Raw genomic sequence first — 17,923 nt, forward strand, 5'->3', positions numbered from 1 at the left:
GGGCCACGCGAGGGCGGTATGCGGGCGACTCCCGGGAGACACGATCTGGTGTAAATGCTCATAGGGAAATCCGCAGACCCCGCTATGGTGGGCGGCTGTTTTCCGTCCCGCGTATGAACAAGAAACCTGCCTCCCCCGACAACGTCTTTTCCGAGTCCAGCGCCTCCGCATCGCTGGCCGCCTCCACCACCACAGCCGGCACCACCAGCACCACCGGCGGCAGCCCGGCAGCGGCCACGCCCAAGCCCACGCCTTTTCGCTCCGCCCTGATCCGCTCCGGCACCATCCGTGCCACCACGCGCAGCTTCCTGCATGCCCTGGGCCAGGACGACGAAGACATAGAGCGCCCGCACATCGGCGTGTTCCACACGGGCGGGGAGATGAGCCCCTGCAACCTCAACCTGCGCGACCAGGCCCAGCATGCCAAGACCGGCATCTATGCCGGGGGCGGTACGCCGCATGAATGCCCGGTGGTGTCGGTCAGCGACGGGCTGACCATGGCGCATTCGGGCATGCGGTTTTCGCTGGTCTCGCGCGAGCTGATCGCCGACAGCGTGGAGGCTTCGGTGCGCGGCCACCAGTGGGATGGCATCTTCGCCATCGGCGCCTGCGACAAGAACCTGCCGGGGCTGATGATGGGCATGGTGCGCTGCAATGTGCCCAGCGTCTTCGTGCATGGCGGCTCGGCCCTGCCGGGACAGGCGCCCGGCGTGCACGGGCGCGACCTGAACGTGGTCGATACCTACGAGACCATCGGCCAGGTGCTGGCCGGCACCGCCACGGCGCAGGACCTGGAGGCCATGAGCCGCGCCTGCCTGCCCACGGCCGGCGCCTGCGCTGGCCAGTTCACGGCCAACACCATGGGCATGGTGAGCGAGGCGCTGGGCCTGGCGCCCATCGGCTCCAGCATGGTGCCCGCCGTGTTCAGCGAGCGCGCACCACTGATGCGCCGCGCCGCGCGCCAGCTCATGCAGGCCGTGTGGGCCAGCGCCGAAGGCGGCGGCCCGCTGCCGCGCGACATCATCACGCGCCGGGCGCTGGAGAATGCCTGCGCCGTGGTCAGCGCCACGGGCGGATCGACCAATGCCGCCCTGCACCTGCCGGCCATCGCGCACGAGGCCGGCATCCGCTTCCACCTGGACGAAGTGGCCGAGATCTTCGCGCGCACGCCGCTGGTCGCCGACCTGCGCCCCGGCGGGCGCTTCCTGGCGCGCGACGTGTACTACATCGGTGGCGCCGGCGTGATCCTGCGCACGCTGATGGAGCAGGGCTTTGTCCACGGCGATGCGCTCACCTTCACGGGCCGCACCCTGGCCGAAGAACTGGCCGATGCCGCGCCGCCCGATGGCGAGGTGGTGCGCACGCCCGGCAATCCCATCACGCGCGACGGTGGCCTGACCGTGCTCAAGGGCAACCTCTGCCCCGATGGCGCGTTGCTGAAGACGGCCGGCCTCAAGACCCTGGTGCACCGGGGCCCCGCGCGCGTCTTCGAGTCCGAGGAACAGGCCCAGGCCGCCGTGCAGGCCATGCAGTACGCGGCCGGCGATGTCATCGTCATCCGCAACGAAGGCCCGCGCGGCAGCCCCGGCATGCGCGAGATGCTGGGCATCACCGCGCTGCTGTATGGCCAGGGCATGGGCGACAAGGTGGCCCTGCTGACCGATGGACGCTTCTCTGGCGCCACGCGCGGCCTGTGCATCGGCTACGCAGGCCCTGAGGCCGCCGACAACGGCCCCATTGCCGCGCTGCGCGACGGCGACCTCATTGCCATCGACGCCCGCGCCGATGCGCGCAGCATCACGGTGGAAATCGGCGAGGCCGAACTGGCCGCACGTCTGGAGCAATCAGCCGCCGCGCGCCGCCAGGCCCCGCCGCTGGGCGGCGTGCTGGAAAAATACGCGCTCACCGTGCGCCCAGCCCACCAGGGCGCGGTCACGCATTCGGGCCAGGTGGTCTGGCTGCGCGACGACAGTTGAAGCCGCCGGGCTGGCACGCATTTCCCCCGCTGTTCCCCCACTGTTTTTTCAGAGTTTCAATTTCAACCGGAGACATACGCATGAACATCGACCGCCGCCAATGGCTGGGCACCGCTGGAGCGGGTGCGCTGCTGGCCAGCCTGGGCCAGCAGGCCTGGGCGCAGGCCCAGGGCCCCATCGAGACCCTGAACATCATCACCGGCTTCGCGGCCGGAGGCACCTCGGACGCCATCTGCCGCCGCGTGGGCACCAAGCTGTCGGGCTATGCCAAGACCGCCGTGGTGGAAAACCGCACGGGCGCGGGCGGGCAGATCGCCATCAGCTACGTCAAGGGCCGGCCCGCAGACGGCGCCACCCTGCTGCAGACGCCCACGTCCATGCTGTCCATCTACCCGCACATCTACAAGAAGCTGCCCTATGACCCGGTGGCCGACCTGGCGCCAGTCACCGTGGGCTGCATCTTCGACTTCGGCTTTGCCGTCGGCCCCGCTGTGCCCGCCAGCGTGACCACGGTGCCCGAATTCTTCGCCTGGGCCAAGGCCAACCCCGCAGGCGCCAACTTCGGCTCGCCCGCTCCCGGCTCCACCCCGCACTTCATCGGCGCCCTGCTGGGCCAGCATGCCGGCGTGGACTTCAAGCACGCCGGCTACCGCGGCACCCAGCCCGCGCTGCTGGACATGCTGGGCGGCAACGTCTCCGCCGTCTGCGGCCCCGTGGGCGACATGCTGCAGCACCTGGCCGGCGGCAAGATGCGCATCCTGGGCGTCAGCGGCGCCAAGCGCAGCCGCTTCGCACCCCAGGTGCCCACGCTGGTGGAGCAGGGCTACAAGGACATGGCGCACAGCGAATGGTTCGCCTTCTTCGTGCCTGCCAAGACCCCCGCCGAGACCGTGCAGCGCCTGAACGGCCACATGCGCAAGGCCCTGGCCACGCCCGACGTGGTGGACAGCCTGGCCACCTTCGGCCTGGACGCCCAATCCTCCACCCCCGCCGAACTGGCCGCGCTGCTGCAGTCCGAACTCGCCAAATGGGGCCCCATCGTCAAGCGCGTGGGATTCACAGCAGAGGGCTGATCAAAACCAGCGGGCCGAGCGAAGCGAAGGCCCGAGCCAACTCCCCGTATGTCAGCGCCTGCGGCGTGGCGGTTGCGGGGTTGCAAGCCTGCCGAAGGACAGGCTTGCTTCGTGATCTGACTCGCCGTGATTGTCTGAACGTAGCGCGCAGCGCGAAGTGAGTTTCACGGCGAACCCCGCAACCGCCACGACGCAGGTTGCCCGCAGCGAAGCGGAGGGTCGCAGGCATTCGGGTCGCCTTCTTTGATCTGACCTTTCTTGGCGAATCAAGAAAGGGCAGTCGGCCGCCGGGCCGAGACCCGGCCTCGAAAAACAACCACCCGGCAGGGGGAGATGAGCCCCCTGCACTCGCTGACAAGCCGCGGTCACAGCCCCAAATCACAAGCCCATTGTTTCCACCACGGAACCAACCGCGTTCCACCACCCTCCTTTGCCAGCCGCCCCTGTCTCCCTAGAGTGAAAGCAAAAGGAGACAAGCATGTTCGAAGCCAATCTATTCCAGGGCCAGCGCGTCCTGATCACCGGGGGCGGCACGGGGCTCGGCCTGGCCATGGCGGCCAAGCTGGCGGAGCTGGGTGCCGAGCTGCACCTGTGCGGCCGGCGGCGCTCCGTGGTGCAGCAGGCCTGCGAGATGCTGAACAACGACACGGGCGCGCAGGCCTTTGCGCATGAACTCGACATTCGCCAGCCCGAGGCCGTGCACACCGTCATCGACCGCATCTGGGCCGAACACGGCCCGCTGACCGGCCTGGTCAACAACGCGGCCGGCAACTTCGTCAGCCGCACCGAGGACCTGAGCATCAACGGCTTCCATGCCATATCGGACATCGTCTTCCGGGGCACCTTCTACGTCACCCAGGCCGTGGGCCGCCGCTGGATCGCCGAAGGGCTGCCGGGCTCGGTGCTGTCCATCGTCGTCACCTGGGTGGACACGGGTTCGCCCTTCGTCGTGCCCTCGGCCATGTCCAAGGCCGGGCTGGACGCCATGACCAAATCGCTGGCCGTGGAATGGGGTCCCAAGCGCATACGGTTCAACGCGATTGCGCCGGGCGTGATTCCCACCCAGGGCGCCAGCCAGCGCCTGCGCCCCAGAATCGACGGCAACGAGGACTCGGCCGACCGCCGCCGCCTGGACAACCCCACGCGCCGCCTGGGCACGGGCGAGGACATCGGCAACATGGCCGCCTTCATCCTGGCCCCGGGCAACACCTGGCTCAACGGCCAGACCATCACGCTGGACGGCGGCGACGCCCTGGCCAACGGCGCCTACTTCACCGAATACCAGGCCTGGGACGATGCCGACTGGGCGCGCGCCCGGCAGATGGCCAAGGCCGCCAACCAGCCCAACGTCAACGATGGGGAGCAGGAGGCCACGCCCACATGAGCACCGCCGCCACGCCCCACTCCACCCTGGTCTTCGAACAGCGCACGCTGACCGGGGCCGCCCAGCAGCAGCGCGGCCGCCAGCTGGCCCAGGGCCTGCGCAGCCTGGGCCTGGCCGAAGGCGACGTGCTGGCCGTCTTCCTGCGCAACGGCATCGAATACGCCGACGTGGTCCATGCCTGCCGCATTGCGGGCATCTACTACTGCCCCATCAACTGGCATTTCACGGCCACGGAGATCGACTACATCCTGGCCGACAGCGGCGCCCGCGCCCTCATCACCAGCCAGGACCTGCTCGACGGCCTCAAGGGCGAACTCTATGCGGACCTGCCCCGGCGCGTCGCCCACGCACGCGAGCCGGAGCAGGACTACGAAACCTGGCTGGCCGCCCAGGCACCCTACGACGGCCCGCTGGTCGCGCCGCGCGGCCACATGGCCTATACATCGGGCACCACGGGCCGCCCCAAGGGCGTGCTGCGCAAGGCGTTTCCCGTGGAGGAACTGCCCCGGCGCCTGGCCGTGAACCAGGCGCTGATCGCCACCGCCTACGGCCTGCAGCCCGGCGCGCGCACCCTGCTGACCGCGCCCATCTACCACAGCGCGCCCAGCCTGTACTTCCAGAACGCGCTCATGCTCAGCGAGCTGGTGGTGCTGGAGCAGCGCTTCGACCCCGAGCGCTTCCTGCAGCTGGTGCAGGAGCACCGCATCGACACGGCCTACATGGTGCCCATCATGTACGTGCGCCTGCTCAGGCTGCCGCGCGAAGTGCGCGAGCGCTACAACATCTCCTCGCTGCGCTTCATCGCCTCCACCGGCTCGCCCTGCGCGCCCGAGGTCAAGAAGGCCATGATCGAGTGGATGGGGCCCATCATCAACGAGACCTATGCCTCCAGCGAGTCGGGCCTGGTCACCTTCATCGGCTCGGCCGACGCCCTCACCCACCCGGGCAGCGCGGGCCTGCCGCTGCAGGACGCCGAAGTCCGCATCCTCGACAGGCAGGGCCAGGGCCTGCCCACGGGCGAGGTGGGCCTGATCTACGTGCGCCAGCCCGCCTATGCCGACTTCACCTACAAGGGCAACGAAGAGGCCCGCCGCAAGATGGACCAGGGCGGCCTGATCACCCTGGGCGACATGGGCTACCTGGACGAGGAAGGCTTTCTCTACGTCTGCGACCGCGACTCGGACATGGTGATCTCCGGCGGCGTGAACATCTACCCGGCCGAGATAGAGAACGAGCTGCTCAAGCACCCCGGCATAGCAGACTGCGCCGTCATCGGCGTGCCCGATGCCGAGTACGGCGAACGGCTGCTGGCCCTGGTCGAGCCCGGCCAGTCAGGCACACTGCCCGAAGCGGAACTGAAAGAATGGCTGCGCGGCCGGCTGGCGGCCTACAAGCTGCCGCGCAGCTTCGTCTTCCAGCGCCTGCCCCGCGACGACAACGGAAAGATCGCCAAAAGAAAGCTGCGCGACGCCCACTGGGGCGCGACGCAGCGCAAGATCTGAACCCGCCAACACCGAAAGAGAAGGAGACAACGCATGAACAAGGCCATTGCATTGCTGCTTGCCGCTGCGGCCACCGCAGCCGCAGCCCCCGGGTTCGCCCAGTCCGACTACCCCAGCAAGCCCATCAAGCTCATCGCCCCGTATGCGCCGGGCGGCTCGGTCGACGTGCTCGCCCGCACCCTGGCCACGCACCTGTCCACGGAGCTCAAGCAGTCCGTGGTCGTGGAGAACCGGCCGGGCGCCAACACCATGATTGCCGCCTCGGCCGTGGCGCGCTCGCCGGCCGACGGCTACACCCTGCTGCTGGCCAGCAATGCCAGCATGGTGCTCAACCCCCTGCTCTACAAGAAGCTGAGCTACAACCCCGACCGGGAGCTGAAGCTCACCAACATCCTGGCCGAGGCCCCGCTGGTGCTGGTCACCAACAGCCAGACCGGCATCAAAAACGTGGCCGACCTCAAGGCCTACTCCAAGGCCCACGCGGGCAAGCTCAACTACAGCTCGGTCGGCCTGGGCAACCCGCTGCAGCTGACCACCGAGCTGATCAAGTCCCGCCTGGACGTGGCCGCCACCCACATTCCCTTCAACGGCAGCGCCCCGGCCCTGACCGCCCTCATGGCCAACGACACCCAGCTCATGGTGGACGTGGCCGGCACCTCCCTGCCCCACATCAAGGCCGGCAAGCTGGTGGCCATTGCCACCACCGGGCCCGAGCGCTCGCAGTTCCTGCCGCAGACGCCCACCATTGCTGAATCGGGCGTGCCGGGCTTCAGGGCCTCCACCTGGTTCGGCATTGCCGTGCCCGCAGGCACGCCAGCGGACGCGCGCAACACCCTGCAGGCCGCCGTCAACAAGGTCATGCTCAACCCCGAGTTCGCCAGCGCCCTGGGCAACCAGACCCTGGCCGCCAGAAAGCCCCAGACCCAGGCCCAGCTCGACGACTTCCTGGCCGCAGACGGCCAGATGTGGCGCAAGGTGATCGCGGACAACGCGATTGTGCTGGAAAACTGAAGAACTGGTGAACCGAGGCGCTAAGGGCCGGGCTCCCCGGCCTGCTCTACGAAGCGCAGCAGGCTGGCCCTGAGGAACTCGGTCATCACCTTGACGGCATGCGAGGGCCGCCGGTCCTCGGCCGTGATGATGTACAGCCTGTCGCCCAGGCCGGACACCGTCCAGTCCGGGCACACGCGCTGCACCGCGCCCGATCGCAGCTCGTCCATCACCATGTAGTTGGGCAAGGTGGCCACGCCGCTGCCCCGGAGCATGGACTGCTTGAGGAAGGGGAAATGCTCGCTGGTGATGCAGGGCTCGCACTTGAGCGCAATCTCCTGCTGCCCCTTTTTCACCGAGACGGCATAGGTCTTGCCATCGCCGGGCGGCGTCAGCAGCACGCCGTGGGGAATCTCGGCAGGGTCATGGAACGGCCGCGCCTTGGCATAGGCACTGCTGGCATACAGGCCAAAGCCCACCGGCCCCAGGTCGCGCGCCACCAGGTGCTCCTGCACGTCGCGTGCCACGCGCACGGCCACATCCACCTGGGCGCTCATGGGATCGCTCACCCGGTTGGAGAACAGCACGCGGATGCGCACCTGCGGGTGCCGCTTCTGGAACGCCAGCAGCATGTCGGCCAGGTACAGCTCGCCCAGGCCCGTGGGAATGCTCAGCCGCACCGAGCCCGTCACCACATGCTGCAGCGCGTCAATGGAGCCCTGCGCCGCCTCCACCTCCTGGATGATGCTGCGCCCATGCTCGTACAGCACCTCGCCCGCCGCCGTCAGCAAAAAGCTGCGCGTGGTGCGGTGCAGCAGGGTCACGCCCAGCGCCGTCTCCAGCGCCTTGAGCTCCTTGCTCACCTTGGAGCGCGTGATGTCGCGCTTGCGCGCCGCAGCGCTGAGGCTGCGCGCGTCCACGATCTCTACGAAATTGCGGATGAGGTTGATGTCCATGGCTTGAGAGCGGCAGGTCAGGCGGGCCGCCTTGTTCGCGGCCTTGTTCGCGGCCGCAGGCAACGCGCCCGGACCGCCACCCCCGGACTATGGCACCGTCACGACGCCTGGCCCCGCCACCCGTGGGCGCCGGGACACAGGGCTTTCCCCGGTGCCCGCCGCATCAGTCCAGGCTGATCTGCGACGAAGAGGCCACCTGCTTCCAGGTCGTCACATCCTTGAGGATCACCGCGCCGAACTGCTCCGGCGTATTGGCCACCACCGTGCCGCCCAGCTCCGCCAGGCGCTGGCGCAGTTGCGGATCGGCCAGGGCCTGCACGCTGGCCTTGTGCAGCTTGTCGCGGATGTCCTTGGGCAGGCCCTTGGGCGCCAGCAGGCCGTTCCAGGCCTGCACGGCGTAGCCGGGCACGCCGGACTCGGCAAAGGTCGGCACATCGGGCAGCTCGCTGCTGCGCTGGGCCGTGGCCACGGCCAGCGGGCGGATCTTGCCGGACTTGATGTGCGGCAGCGAGGCCGGCAGCGGCTCCCACAGCATGGACACCTGGCCGCCGATCAGATCGGTGAAGGCCGGGCCCGCGCCACGGTAGGGCACATGCATGATCTGCACGCCCGCCTTGGCCTTGAACAGCTCCATGGCCAGATGACCCAGACCGCCCGCGCCCGAGGACGCATACGACAGATGCCCCGGCTGCGCCTTGGCCAGCGCGATCAACTCCTTCAGATTCGCCGCCTTGACCGAGGGATGCACGCTGAGCACGCCCGGCACCGTGATCACCTGGGTGATGGGCGTGAAGTCCTTCACCGCGTCATAGGGCAGCTTGGTGTAGACGGCCGGATTCGTGCCGTGCGTGCTGGACGTGGCGCCCAGCAGCGTATAGCCGTCCGGCTTGGCATCGGCCACGAAGCGCGTGCCCAGCGAGCCACCGGCACCGGCCTTGTTCTCCACGATCACCGAGGCGCCCAGCACCTTGCCCAGCTGCTGCGCGAACAGGCGGTTCACCACATCGGCCGTGCCGCCGGGCGGGAACGGAACGATCAGGCGGATGGGCTCGGCCGTGGGCCAGCCGGCATCGGCCGCCAGGGCCGACTGCGCGGGCGCCAGGGCGCCCAGGGCCAGGGCCGCCGTGGTTGCAGACAGGCTGCGGATCATGAAATTGCGGCGTTGCATGAGATTTTTCTCCTCGTTGAAATTCTTCGGGACCAGCATCGGCCAGTCATCGGCCAGTGACCCGCCAGTAACCCGCCAGTCATCGGCCCAGGCGCTCCAGCCAGGCCAGCACCCGGCCCAGCACCTCGTCGCCATTGGTGTCCAGCATGCAGAAATGCGAATTGCCGGTGATGCCTGCGGTCGGCAGGTCCAGCACCTCGGCGCGGCCGCCCAGGCGGCGCAGCAGCTGCCAATACACATCGGTCTGCGCGCGGTACTTCTGCCACTGCGGGCTGTGCGCGAAATGGTCGCCCCACACCGCCAGGTGCGGGATGGCCGAGGCAGGCGCGAAGGCATCCGCCCCCTCCTGCCCCTGTTGCTCCTGCTGCACCACCGGCATGCCCGTAGGCTCCACGCCCACCACGGCACGCACCAGGTGCGGCTTGCGGATGGCCGCATGCGCGGCAAAGCCACCGCCCTGGCTGTGGCCCATCACCACGCAAGGGCCGAACTGCTCCAGCAGCGCGTCATAGGCCGCCATGGCCATGGCCTCATGCCCCAGCCAGCGCGGCACCATCTGCCGCACCAGGGCGCCAAAATTCTCATGCGGAAACCGCTGGCCAACGAAGGGCTCGCCCACACCGTCGCCCGAAGGCGCGCCATGGCCTATGCGAAACAGCGTCCATGCCTCCTCGGCACTGCGGAACACGGGCGCCTCGGCATAGATCTCGGGGAACATCGCCCAGCCCGCGCGGCCGCGCTCCACGGCATCGCAGACCACCACGTCATGGCCCGCCTCCAGCAGGCGCCACAGCCAGCCCTGGCGGCCATCGGGCGTGGACTCCCACTGCGCCCCGGTCATGCCGCCGCCGTGCCACAGCAGCACCGGCAACGGGCTGCGCGGACGCGCAAGCCGGTACTCCATGGCGTACATCTGGCCCACGGCATAGCTGCCATTCATGTCCAGCGGCCGCTCGCCGCCGTTGCGCACCACTTCCCTGTGCTGGATCGGCAGATCCCGCACCGTGCGCTGCGCACCGCCAATGAAATGGCTTTGCATCTTCCTGAGGCAAACTTCAGGCATAACAGGGCTTCTCTCGCATGCCGCCATGCTAGGCATGCCCCGCCTTGGTGCTGTGCCGATTGCGGCGGCGCTGTGCCGGATCAGCACAGCCCTGCACCCACCCTACCCATGCACGAACTCAACCTCAAACTGCTGCAGGACCTGCAGGCCCTGGCCGACACCGGCAGCCTCTACAAGGCCGCCGAGCGCCGCCACATCACCCATCCCGCCTTTGGCCGCCGCATCCGCGCGCTGGAGGAATGGGCGGGCACGCCCCTGGTCGAGCGCGGCCACCAGTCCACCACGCTCACGGCCGCAGGCAAGACGCTGCTGGCCTCGGCCCATGAAGTGCTGGGCATCCTGGAGCAGACCCACGGCCTGCTGCAGCGCCCGCATCGCACGCGCGATGAAACCGTCACCATCGCGGCGGGCCGCACGCTGTCGCACACCGTCCTGCCGGGCATCATCACCGCCCTCAACCAGGCCATGCCCCAGCTGTGCTGGAAAGTGGTCACCACCAGCCTGGACTACGGCGTGGAAATGCTGCTGCAGGGCAAGGTGGACCTGCTCATGTGCCACGCCCAGCCTGCCATCGAAGGCAGCCTGCAGGGCCACCACCTGGCCTGGCTGCCCGTGGGCCAGGACACGCTGATCCCCGTCAGCATCCCTCTGGTCCCGCAGTTGCCCAAGTACGCCCTGCCCGCCCACGGCGGCGGCCCGCTGGTGCCCTACCTGGACTACGCGCAAAGCATGTCCCTGGGCAAGATCCTGCGCAGCCACCTGCACGAGCTGTGCGACACCACGCGCCTGCGCACCGTCTACGAGGCCGACCTCGCCGACTCCCTGCACGCCATGGTCCACCAGGGCCTGGGCCTGGCCTGGCTGCCGCTCACCCTGGTCAAGACCGACCTGACCGAGGGCCGCCTGGCCCGCGCGGCCGGGCCCGACAAGGACGTGCCCATCAACGTGCGGCTCTACCGCCGGCCTGCGGCGCAGAGCAAGCCGCTCACGCGCAGGGTGTGGGCGGGGTTGGAGAATCTTTATGGGAGGAGTCAGAAGTCGTGAGCAGTCAGTCTGACCCGTAGCGTTCGACCTTCACGTTACTCAGCGTCTGCGAATTTAGAGCTGCAGAACTCATCCACCATCGCCTTGAACATCGGGCTTTGGCCAGTCTCTGCGGCCACCAGCGTACTGGCAGCATTCGAATAGAAAGCGCGATAGCCGGAATAGGCACCGGCTTCATTCTTGCCATCAATTTTTCCGCACAGCGTGGGCTGTTCATCCACGTTGCTGATAAACAAGTCCTTGAAGCGTGCAGACTGGGGATTCTGGAGCTTCTTGGATGTACTGATCTTCGCGTTTGCCACGAAGCTCTTCCAATTGCCAGCGGCGATCTGGCCAACTGCCTGTTCATTGGATTGGCGCTTTTCCTGCGAGGATTTCAAATCAGCCTTTGAGAACTTGCGCCCCATCACGCTGGCCTCTTCCACCTCAGCACTGGTCTTGCCCACGGAGCACACCAGCTTTGCGCCCATGTAGTTGAACTCAAGATTGATGCGATCGTCCTGTGCAAACGTTCGCATCTTGTCGTCCACGGGAGAAGCCGCTTCGGGGAATGTCTTGAGGCACGCCTTTATCGCACTGTCGCGATTGGCCACAGGTGCGGCGGCAACGCCCAATGCCATCTGCGCAACGGCCATTGCAATGATCAGCTTCTTCATGTGTTCCGCTCCCTTATTCAATTGATTCATTCATGCCCGACTTGGGCGCGGGCATCTTATCAGTTGCATTTGAATCATTCGCGCAATGGACGATGCGGATTCCCACTTCGGATTGCATCCCTTCATCACCTTGCCAAACAGCTGCTTCTCAAAGCCTGCATTCGGCCACGCAGACACACCGAATCGCTGCCCCGCCCTCCGCACCCTGCGGCATCAGGCAGGCCACATTGCAGAGATGGAAGCTGCCCAGGACTTTCCCCTTGGCCCCGCTGCAGCCTTGAACTAGCATGGCCTGCACCGCCCCGGCCGGGGCGGATCTTCCTTGGGCATCGATGAGCTTTCCTGTTCAGATTCCGATCCGAGTCCCCTGCCCTCCGGGCGCCTGCATCTGCGAGCACGATGCCCTGCTCGCTGACTCCATGGCCGACCAGCGCATCCTGCGACTCACCAGGGAAGAGGAAAAGCGCCTGCTACACCGGCTGGAGCAGATCACCAGCCTGCAGGACCTGCGCCATGTGGAGCAGCGCATGTATGAGCAGCTCGGCATCCGCGTGCGCATCGAGCCCGGCGCCAGCGAAGTGCGCACCGTGCGCGGCATACAGATCGAGGTCCTGTCCATGCGCGGGCTGTGCAGCAAGACGCGGCAGGCGATTCCTGCGGCGATTCGGCGGGGGATGGAGAAGACGCCGGAGGTGGCGTTTGAGTTGTTGGATGAGGGGGGGTTGTTTGGGTGAGAATTAGGTTTTGTGAAGAATTGTGCTTTAGCTAGCACTAATAATACATCCTTAAAAATTCATTCCAAATCATTTAACTCAAACTCCATAATATAAAATTACCAATAACACATGAATAATGATTTAGCATTAATTAATACACTTTTTAATAGACTCTATGAATTTATGAAGTTTAATTACAATAAACCCTATTAAATGGCTATTTTTTCAAAGCTCCACGCATATCAATCTACGGAGCAACGCTCTCCAACCGAAGATTTTTTAACCGAGGTTTTTTGCGAATGGCTGCGCCTTGCTGGTCAGGCAGGCACGCTCAATTTCGTATTGATGGATTTATTCAAGATAAATTTCGACAAGAATTTATCAATTGACAAACACGAGCAAAATATACGTTGGAGCACGCAGTATGTAATCGGCCCAGGCTACAGAGGAACTGGCAAGCGTCCAGATATTGTTGGACAAAGTGATGATTTTTTTCTCATCATAGAAAATAAAATTACCGCCGCCTTTACCAATCATGAAGACGACAATGGATCTATCAGTCAACTAGATCTATACAGTGATTTTCAGCATCGCCAGAATAAAAAAAACGGAGGAATAATTCTTATTACGCAACACACAGTTTCCCCGGCAAATTGGCGCAATCCAACCATCACTTGGAGTTCAGTTCATCACTGGCTAAAAAATCGACTTCCCGCAAACATTAAAGACGCTAAAAATTCTACCGAAATCTTTAATTACTGGACAAAAAATCTAATTGAATTTCTAGAGGAACATGAAATGACAGGAACACGAATCATATTAAGCGATATTATTGCCTTGCCAGCATTTCAGCGTTTGCAAAATGGCCTAAGAGGAATCGCCGCAATTGCCAGAAAAGAATTAATCTCCCTAACTCACGACCAAGCATGGCGCTCTTTCCGTGTGCCACGCGGGGGAGTTTCGGGAGATTTCAATGAACCCCAATTCTTTGGAATATCTATGACATCCAATGGAATAAGAGCCCATGAAAGCTCTTTCGTTCTATGGTGTGGTGTATTGGCTTCTTCCGCTTATCAACTCTCTCCTCACATCGAAGGAATACCTGAATTATCAGTCGGATTCGGCGCGTGGACTGGCCTTCCCTTAAGCGACGAAGGATGCGTCTCGCTAAAAGCAAAATTAAAGAAAGAGCTTGATGCACTAACGCCCAATATGAAATGGACAGTAGACTGGAGAGTCACCGACGAGCATAATTCAGATGGTATTCTATTTGTATATACTCAATTATCTCTGATCGAACTTCATCAACAGGCAGGAGACGATTTTTGGGATGATCAAGCTAGATCATTCTTCCGAACTTCAAGCATAGCATTACTTTCACTACCTAGCCATATTTGGGAAGCGGTCGAAAAGCTTGTACATGAGGATGATATAGAACCAATCGAAACAAATGACAATATTCAAGAAAATGCAACACAAACCTTAAAGGATGAAGTTTTATATCTATAACTTTAGACTTCTAAAACACATTCATTTTTCAATTGATGACTTATTCATTCATGAATGAAAATCTTGAGAGCTGCCACAAGGATATTCACAACCAGCAAACCTGGCTTCCAATTCCCCAATTCATAGTGATTGACCCGTGCGCCAACCACAAACTGGTCGGCACCCGCCTCAGACCCATCCGACAGCCCCCCATCTTCTTGAACGCCCTGCCAATCAGCTACGCAACTCGTAGTATCTGCGTCCCGAAAAACCGGCAAGCATCATCTCTTTCTGAAGGAGATGCAATGTCAGATGCCAATGGAATGCTTCGTGGAGAGTCGAACCCATGAAGCACATCCCCCCATCCCCTCCCCCCGAAAACACCCAGACCCAGAAGCTCGCAACAGCGCTGCACGAAATGGACCGCTTCGTGCAGCAAGGCTGTGCCGAAGTTTCCGCCCTGGCCCAGCTGGCGCTGGCCTGGCTGGAGATCCCCGAAGGCCATCAGCGGCTGGACGTGGTGGCGCAGGCGCTGGTGACCATTCGCAACAGCGCTGAATCGCTGGCGGAGTTCGCGGGCAGTGAAGCCCGGGTGATGAACTGCGAGTACGAGGACCAGGCAGAGGTGCGCCGCAACGAGGCGGCCAAGGTGGCTGCCGAAGAGGCCGGGCATGTGTACACCGTGGCGGGGCCTGGGGTGGCGCGCGGCGTCAGGTAGTCCCACAGGTACTGGGTCTGCGCCCCGTTGCACCCTGCACGGCCGTCTATCCCTTGCGTGTGCGAAACAGCAGCCACAGCAGATACACCCCGCCCAGCAGCCCCGTTACCAACCCGATGGGCAGATGCAGGCGCACGGGTGCCCACTGGCTGAGCATGTCGGCCGCCAGCAGCAGAACGGCGCCCATGGCTGCCGCCGTGAACAGGGGCACGTCGGGCGACAGGCCCAGGCGCCTGGCCACCTGGGGCGCGGCCAGCGCGATGAAGGCGATGGGCCCCGCCGCTGCCGTGGCGATGGCGGTCAGGGCCACGGCAGCCATCACCATGGTGAGCCGCGTGCGCGGCACGTTGACGCCGAGCTGGGTGGCGGCATCGTCGCCCAGTTCCAGCAGGTTGATGCGGCGGGCGCACCACAGCACGACGGGCACGATGGCGATGAAGCCCAGCGCGGCGGGTACGACATGCGCCCAGGTCCGCGCGCTGAGCGAGCCGGCCAGCCAGCGCTGCGCGGCGACGGCCCGGTCCAGGTCCCCCATGACCAGCAAGATGGTGTTCAGGCCCGAGAGCGTGGCTCCCACGCCTATGCCCACCAGCACCAGCCGGTAGCCGCCGCCAGCACGCCGGCCCCCGGACAGCGCAAGCACGACCGCCGCCGTGGCCATGCCCGACAGCACGGCGGCCAGCGATGTCCACAGCGGCCCGGCGTCACCGAGCACGATGAGCGCAATCGCCCCGCTGGCCGCGCCGGTGGTGAAGCCGATCACGTCCGGCGAGCCCAGCGCGTTGCGGGAGATGGACTGGAAGATGGCACCCGCCATGCCAAGCGACGCGCCCACGAAGACGGCCGTGAGGACACGCGGCAGCCGCACCCGCTGCACGATGCGCTCTGCTGCGGGGTTGGAGCCCGTGCCCAGCAGGCTGTCGAGCGCTTCGGCGGGGCTGAGGGACAGGGTTCCCGTGCCCAGCAGCAGCACACCCAGCACCAGGGCCAGCACGACCAGCGCCATGCCCACGGCCAGCGGCCTGGGCCGCCAGAGAAACGAACAGGCTCCCCAGCGCACAACCGATGTGTTCACGGAGGTCTTCATAGCCTGCTCAACCGGTATCTGCACGCCACCCAGACAAAGAACGGCCCGCCGATCAGGCAGGCGACGATGCCCGCAGCCACTTCGGCAGGTGCCGCGACGACGCGGCCCAGCACATCGGCACCCAGCAGCAGCACCGCCGCGTAGAGCGCGGACAGCGGCAGTATCCAGCGGTAGTCCGGCCCGCACGAGAGGCGTGCCAGATGCGGTGCCACCAGGCCGACGAAGGCGATGGGCCCCACGGCCGCCGTGGCCGCCCCGGCCAGCAGCATGACCGCAAGGCAGGCCAGTTGCGCGGTGGCGCGCACATTGACACCCAGCGCCAGGCCCACGTCATGCCCCAGCGCCATGGCGTTGAGCTGGCCGACGATGGCCCAGGCCGCCGCCAGCCCCGCCGCCACGGCGGCCGCCAGCACGGCGGCGCTGGCATAGCCGCTGCCCTCCAGGGAACCGGCCGCCCAGTGGCGGAAGCCGTCAAAGACTTCCGGGGGCGCGTTGAGCAGGATGATGCCGGCGCTGGAGGTGAGCATGACCGACAGGCCGGCCCCGGCCAGGACCAGGCGCACCGGGTGCGCGCCCGCGCCCCGGGACTGGCCGAACGCGAAGACGGCGGCGCCCGCCAGCCCCGCGCCGGCAAAGGCGCACCAGACGTACTGGAGCACGGACGTCAGGCCGAAGGCCGTCATGCCGATGAGCACGGCCAGCGCCGCACCCGCGTTGACGCCCAGCAGGCCCGGCTCCGCCAGGGGATTGCGGGTGACGGCCTGCATGAGCGCGCCGGCCACGCCCAGCGCCATGCCGGCCAAGATGGCCACCACGGTGCGGGGCATGCGCAGCAGGCTGACGATCAGGTGCTGGTCATCACGCAGGTCCGGAGCCCGCAGCGCGCCGAGGATGTCGGCCAGCGCAATGTCGCGCGAGCCGACGGTGATGCCGAGCACGGCGATGATGGCCAGCGCCAGCAGCCCGCCTGCAAGGCCCAGCCAACGCCTGCAGTGCCGGGAGGACCGCGAGGAGGAGCGCAAACAGGAGCGCTGGGCAGGCCGCGCCGCCGCGCCTTGGAGCCGTGCACGCATGGCTCAGCGGAAATGGCTTGCCACGGCGTCGACCATCTGCTGCCCCGAGTAGTAGTCGATGCGAAACGAGGTCGGGCCCAGCGGATAGACGCGCCGGCCGGCAACGGCGGGCAGGTTGGCCAGCAGCGGATCGTCCAGGAAGGCCTGCACATCGCCCTGCGAGGCGCCGAGCAGGAAGACGGAGTCGCCGGTGATGGCGGCCGAGAGATTCTCGCGGGAGATGAATTCGAAGTCCGAGGCGCGTGTGACCTGGGCGGCCAGCGCGGGCGGCAGGCCCTCCACCTTGAAGCCCAGTGCAGCCAGCAGCCGCGCATGGGGGCTGGCGGCGCGGCCTATGGAGTAGCTGCCGGCCAGGTTGTAGGCGACGATGCTGACGGGCTGGGCCGGTGGCGTGATGGAGGCGGCGGTCTGCGCCACATGGGCATCGAAGCGGGCAATGGCTGCGGCGGCCTGCTTCGCATGGCCCGTGATGCGGCCCAGCTCGGTGGCGATGTCCTGCCAGGACTGGCTGGAGTAGTCGACCACGACCATGGGCACGCCCTGCGCCTGCAGTTCGGTGCGGTGCTGGGCCACGCTGTCGGCTCCGGTGGCGGAGGCCACCAGCAGGTCGGGGCTGGCGCCGATGGCGGCCTCGATGTCGAATTGCAGGTTGCGGTAGAGCACCTGCACGCCGCGCTTGTCAGCAACGGCGGCCCATTGCGAGAAAAAGCCCTTGTCGTCGGTCATGCGGCTGGGCGTGGTCGCGGCGGTCGCAACGACCGGCGCATCGATGGCCAGCAGGATGCCGGTCACGCTGGGCGAGGTGGAGACGATGCGCCGGGGCAGCGGTGCATGGTCTGCGTGTGCTGCAGCCGGCGTACCCGATGCATGCGACGCATGCGGTGTATCCGACATATGCGGTGCGGCGCCCGCCACGGGAACGGCGGCGCGTGGAAACCATGCGAAACAGGCCAGCACGGCCAGTGCGGCGGCCGCGCCCAGGGCGGCAAGTTTGAGTCTGTTCATCTCGATCCGAAGCGACGGGGCCGG

At 65.6% G+C, this 17,923-nt stretch carries 16 protein-coding genes; 9 read left to right on the top strand and 7 right to left on the bottom strand.

Annotated elements, in window-relative coordinates; translation table 11 throughout:
* Positions 1-113: 113 nt before the first annotated feature.
* The 5 genes from BW39_RS14875 to BW39_RS14895 all read left to right on the top strand — a co-directional run bounded on the left by BW39_RS14875 (position 114) and on the right by BW39_RS14895 (position 6,946).
* The gene (locus BW39_RS14875) at positions 114-1,976 is read left to right on the top strand and encodes a dihydroxy-acid dehydratase (protein ID WP_043822630.1); all 1,863 of its coding nucleotides are present in this window, start codon (positions 114-116) and stop codon (positions 1,974-1,976) included.
* Positions 1,977-2,056: 80 nt separating this feature from the next.
* Entirely contained in the window at positions 2,057-3,049 is a 993-nt protein-coding gene (locus BW39_RS14880) for a Bug family tripartite tricarboxylate transporter substrate binding protein (RefSeq protein WP_012204371.1), read from the top strand.
* A gap of 478 nt (positions 3,050-3,527) precedes the next feature.
* Positions 3,528-4,433 (top strand): SDR family oxidoreductase, encoded by a 906-nt coding sequence (locus BW39_RS14885; protein WP_043822631.1) that lies wholly within the window; start codon positions 3,528-3,530, stop codon positions 4,431-4,433.
* Positions 4,430-5,935, top strand: a complete 1,506-nt coding sequence (locus tag BW39_RS14890) for an acyl-CoA synthetase (RefSeq protein WP_043822632.1) — start codon at positions 4,430-4,432, stop codon at positions 5,933-5,935. Before BW39_RS14885 ends, BW39_RS14890 begins: the two co-directional genes overlap by 4 nt.
* 33 nt (positions 5,936-5,968) lie before the next feature.
* A complete protein-coding gene (locus tag BW39_RS14895; RefSeq protein ID WP_043822634.1) occupies positions 5,969-6,946 on the top strand; it encodes a Bug family tripartite tricarboxylate transporter substrate binding protein in 978 nt (325 codons plus the stop codon).
* 20 nt (positions 6,947-6,966) lie between these two features.
* Here BW39_RS14895 and BW39_RS14900 read toward each other — a convergent pair whose 3' ends face one another.
* The 3 genes from BW39_RS14900 to BW39_RS14910 all read right to left on the bottom strand — a co-directional run bounded on the left by BW39_RS14900 (position 6,967) and on the right by BW39_RS14910 (position 10,088).
* On the bottom strand, positions 6,967-7,881 hold the full coding sequence (locus BW39_RS14900) for a LysR family transcriptional regulator (protein ID WP_043822636.1): 915 nt from the start codon (positions 7,879-7,881) through the stop codon (positions 6,967-6,969).
* 163 nt (positions 7,882-8,044) lie between these two features.
* Positions 8,045-9,049, bottom strand: coding sequence for a tripartite tricarboxylate transporter substrate binding protein BugE (locus BW39_RS14905; protein WP_012205002.1), 1,005 nt, complete (start codon positions 9,047-9,049; stop codon positions 8,045-8,047).
* Between the two features lie 79 nt (positions 9,050-9,128).
* On the bottom strand, positions 9,129-10,088 hold the full coding sequence (locus BW39_RS14910; protein WP_043822638.1) for an alpha/beta fold hydrolase: 960 nt from the start codon (positions 10,086-10,088) through the stop codon (positions 9,129-9,131).
* Between the two features lie 132 nt (positions 10,089-10,220).
* On the opposite strand from BW39_RS14910, the gene BW39_RS14915 reads away from it, so the two are divergent.
* Positions 10,221-11,156, top strand: a complete 936-nt coding sequence (locus BW39_RS14915) for a LysR family transcriptional regulator (RefSeq protein ID WP_043822640.1) — start codon at positions 10,221-10,223, stop codon at positions 11,154-11,156.
* A 35-nt stretch (positions 11,157-11,191) separates the two neighbouring features.
* Here BW39_RS14915 and BW39_RS14920 read toward each other — a convergent pair whose 3' ends face one another.
* Positions 11,192-11,812, bottom strand: coding sequence for a hypothetical protein (locus BW39_RS14920; protein WP_043822641.1), 621 nt, complete (start codon positions 11,810-11,812; stop codon positions 11,192-11,194).
* Positions 11,813-12,144: 332 nt separating this feature from the next.
* Here BW39_RS14920 and BW39_RS14925 point away from each other — a divergent pair, with 332 nt between their 5' ends.
* The 3 genes from BW39_RS14925 to BW39_RS14930 all read left to right on the top strand — a co-directional run bounded on the left by BW39_RS14925 (position 12,145) and on the right by BW39_RS14930 (position 14,734).
* Entirely contained in the window at positions 12,145-12,546 is a 402-nt protein-coding gene (locus tag BW39_RS14925) for a hypothetical protein (RefSeq protein WP_043822698.1), read from the top strand.
* A 195-nt stretch (positions 12,547-12,741) separates the two neighbouring features.
* The gene (locus BW39_RS31050) at positions 12,742-14,037 is read left to right on the top strand and encodes a hypothetical protein (RefSeq protein ID WP_141441623.1); all 1,296 of its coding nucleotides are present in this window, start codon (positions 12,742-12,744) and stop codon (positions 14,035-14,037) included.
* Positions 14,038-14,362: 325 nt separating this feature from the next.
* The gene (locus BW39_RS14930) at positions 14,363-14,734 is read left to right on the top strand and encodes a hypothetical protein (protein WP_043822643.1); all 372 of its coding nucleotides are present in this window, start codon (positions 14,363-14,365) and stop codon (positions 14,732-14,734) included.
* Between the two features lie 46 nt (positions 14,735-14,780).
* Here BW39_RS14930 and BW39_RS14935 read toward each other — a convergent pair whose 3' ends face one another.
* From BW39_RS14935 to fepB, 3 genes are read right to left on the bottom strand one after another with little or no spacing between them, the layout of a single operon-like run.
* Positions 14,781-15,821 carry a FecCD family ABC transporter permease gene (locus BW39_RS14935; protein ID WP_043822645.1) on the bottom strand — a complete coding sequence of 347 codons (1,041 nt, stop codon included), beginning with the start codon at positions 15,819-15,821 and terminating at the stop codon, positions 14,781-14,783.
* Entirely contained in the window at positions 15,818-16,894 is a 1,077-nt protein-coding gene (locus tag BW39_RS14940; RefSeq protein WP_043822646.1) for a FecCD family ABC transporter permease, read from the bottom strand. The genes BW39_RS14935 and BW39_RS14940 overlap by 4 nt, the downstream gene beginning before the upstream one ends.
* A 3-nt stretch (positions 16,895-16,897) precedes the next feature.
* A complete protein-coding gene (fepB, locus tag BW39_RS14945; protein WP_043822648.1) occupies positions 16,898-17,899 on the bottom strand; it encodes a Fe2+-enterobactin ABC transporter substrate-binding protein in 1,002 nt (333 codons plus the stop codon).
* Positions 17,900-17,923: the final 24 nt, after the last annotated feature.

The sequence above is a fragment of the Delftia sp. RIT313 genome (assembly GCF_000632165.1).
Lineage (GTDB): Bacteria > Pseudomonadota > Gammaproteobacteria > Burkholderiales > Burkholderiaceae_C > Comamonas > Comamonas acidovorans.

Excerpts from the sequence above, each read along its gene's own strand:
- BW39_RS14875 (WP_043822630.1), top strand. The coding sequence starts at position 114 with ATGAACAAGAAACCTGCCTCCCCCGACAACGTCTTTTCCGAGTCCAGC.
- BW39_RS14880 (WP_012204371.1), top strand. The coding sequence starts at position 2,057 with ATGAACATCGACCGCCGCCAATGGCTGGGCACCGCTGGAGCGGGTGCG.
- BW39_RS14885 (WP_043822631.1), top strand. The coding sequence starts at position 3,528 with ATGTTCGAAGCCAATCTATTCCAGGGCCAGCGCGTCCTGATCACCGGG.
- BW39_RS14890 (WP_043822632.1), top strand. The coding sequence starts at position 4,430 with ATGAGCACCGCCGCCACGCCCCACTCCACCCTGGTCTTCGAACAGCGC.
- BW39_RS14895 (WP_043822634.1), top strand. The coding sequence starts at position 5,969 with ATGAACAAGGCCATTGCATTGCTGCTTGCCGCTGCGGCCACCGCAGCC.
- BW39_RS14900 (WP_043822636.1), bottom strand. The coding sequence starts at position 7,881 with ATGGACATCAACCTCATCCGCAATTTCGTAGAGATCGTGGACGCGCGC.
- BW39_RS14905 (WP_012205002.1), bottom strand. The coding sequence starts at position 9,049 with ATGCAACGCCGCAATTTCATGATCCGCAGCCTGTCTGCAACCACGGCG.
- BW39_RS14910 (WP_043822638.1), bottom strand. The coding sequence starts at position 10,088 with ATGCAAAGCCATTTCATTGGCGGTGCGCAGCGCACGGTGCGGGATCTG.
- BW39_RS14915 (WP_043822640.1), top strand. The coding sequence starts at position 10,221 with ATGCACGAACTCAACCTCAAACTGCTGCAGGACCTGCAGGCCCTGGCC.
- BW39_RS14920 (WP_043822641.1), bottom strand. The coding sequence starts at position 11,812 with ATGAAGAAGCTGATCATTGCAATGGCCGTTGCGCAGATGGCATTGGGC.
- BW39_RS14925 (WP_043822698.1), top strand. The coding sequence starts at position 12,145 with ATGAGCTTTCCTGTTCAGATTCCGATCCGAGTCCCCTGCCCTCCGGGC.
- BW39_RS31050 (WP_141441623.1), top strand. The coding sequence starts at position 12,742 with ATGGCTATTTTTTCAAAGCTCCACGCATATCAATCTACGGAGCAACGC.
- BW39_RS14930 (WP_043822643.1), top strand. The coding sequence starts at position 14,363 with ATGAAGCACATCCCCCCATCCCCTCCCCCCGAAAACACCCAGACCCAG.
- BW39_RS14935 (WP_043822645.1), bottom strand. The coding sequence starts at position 15,821 with ATGAAGACCTCCGTGAACACATCGGTTGTGCGCTGGGGAGCCTGTTCG.
- BW39_RS14940 (WP_043822646.1), bottom strand. The coding sequence starts at position 16,894 with ATGCGTGCACGGCTCCAAGGCGCGGCGGCGCGGCCTGCCCAGCGCTCC.
- fepB (WP_043822648.1), bottom strand. The coding sequence starts at position 17,899 with ATGAACAGACTCAAACTTGCCGCCCTGGGCGCGGCCGCCGCACTGGCC.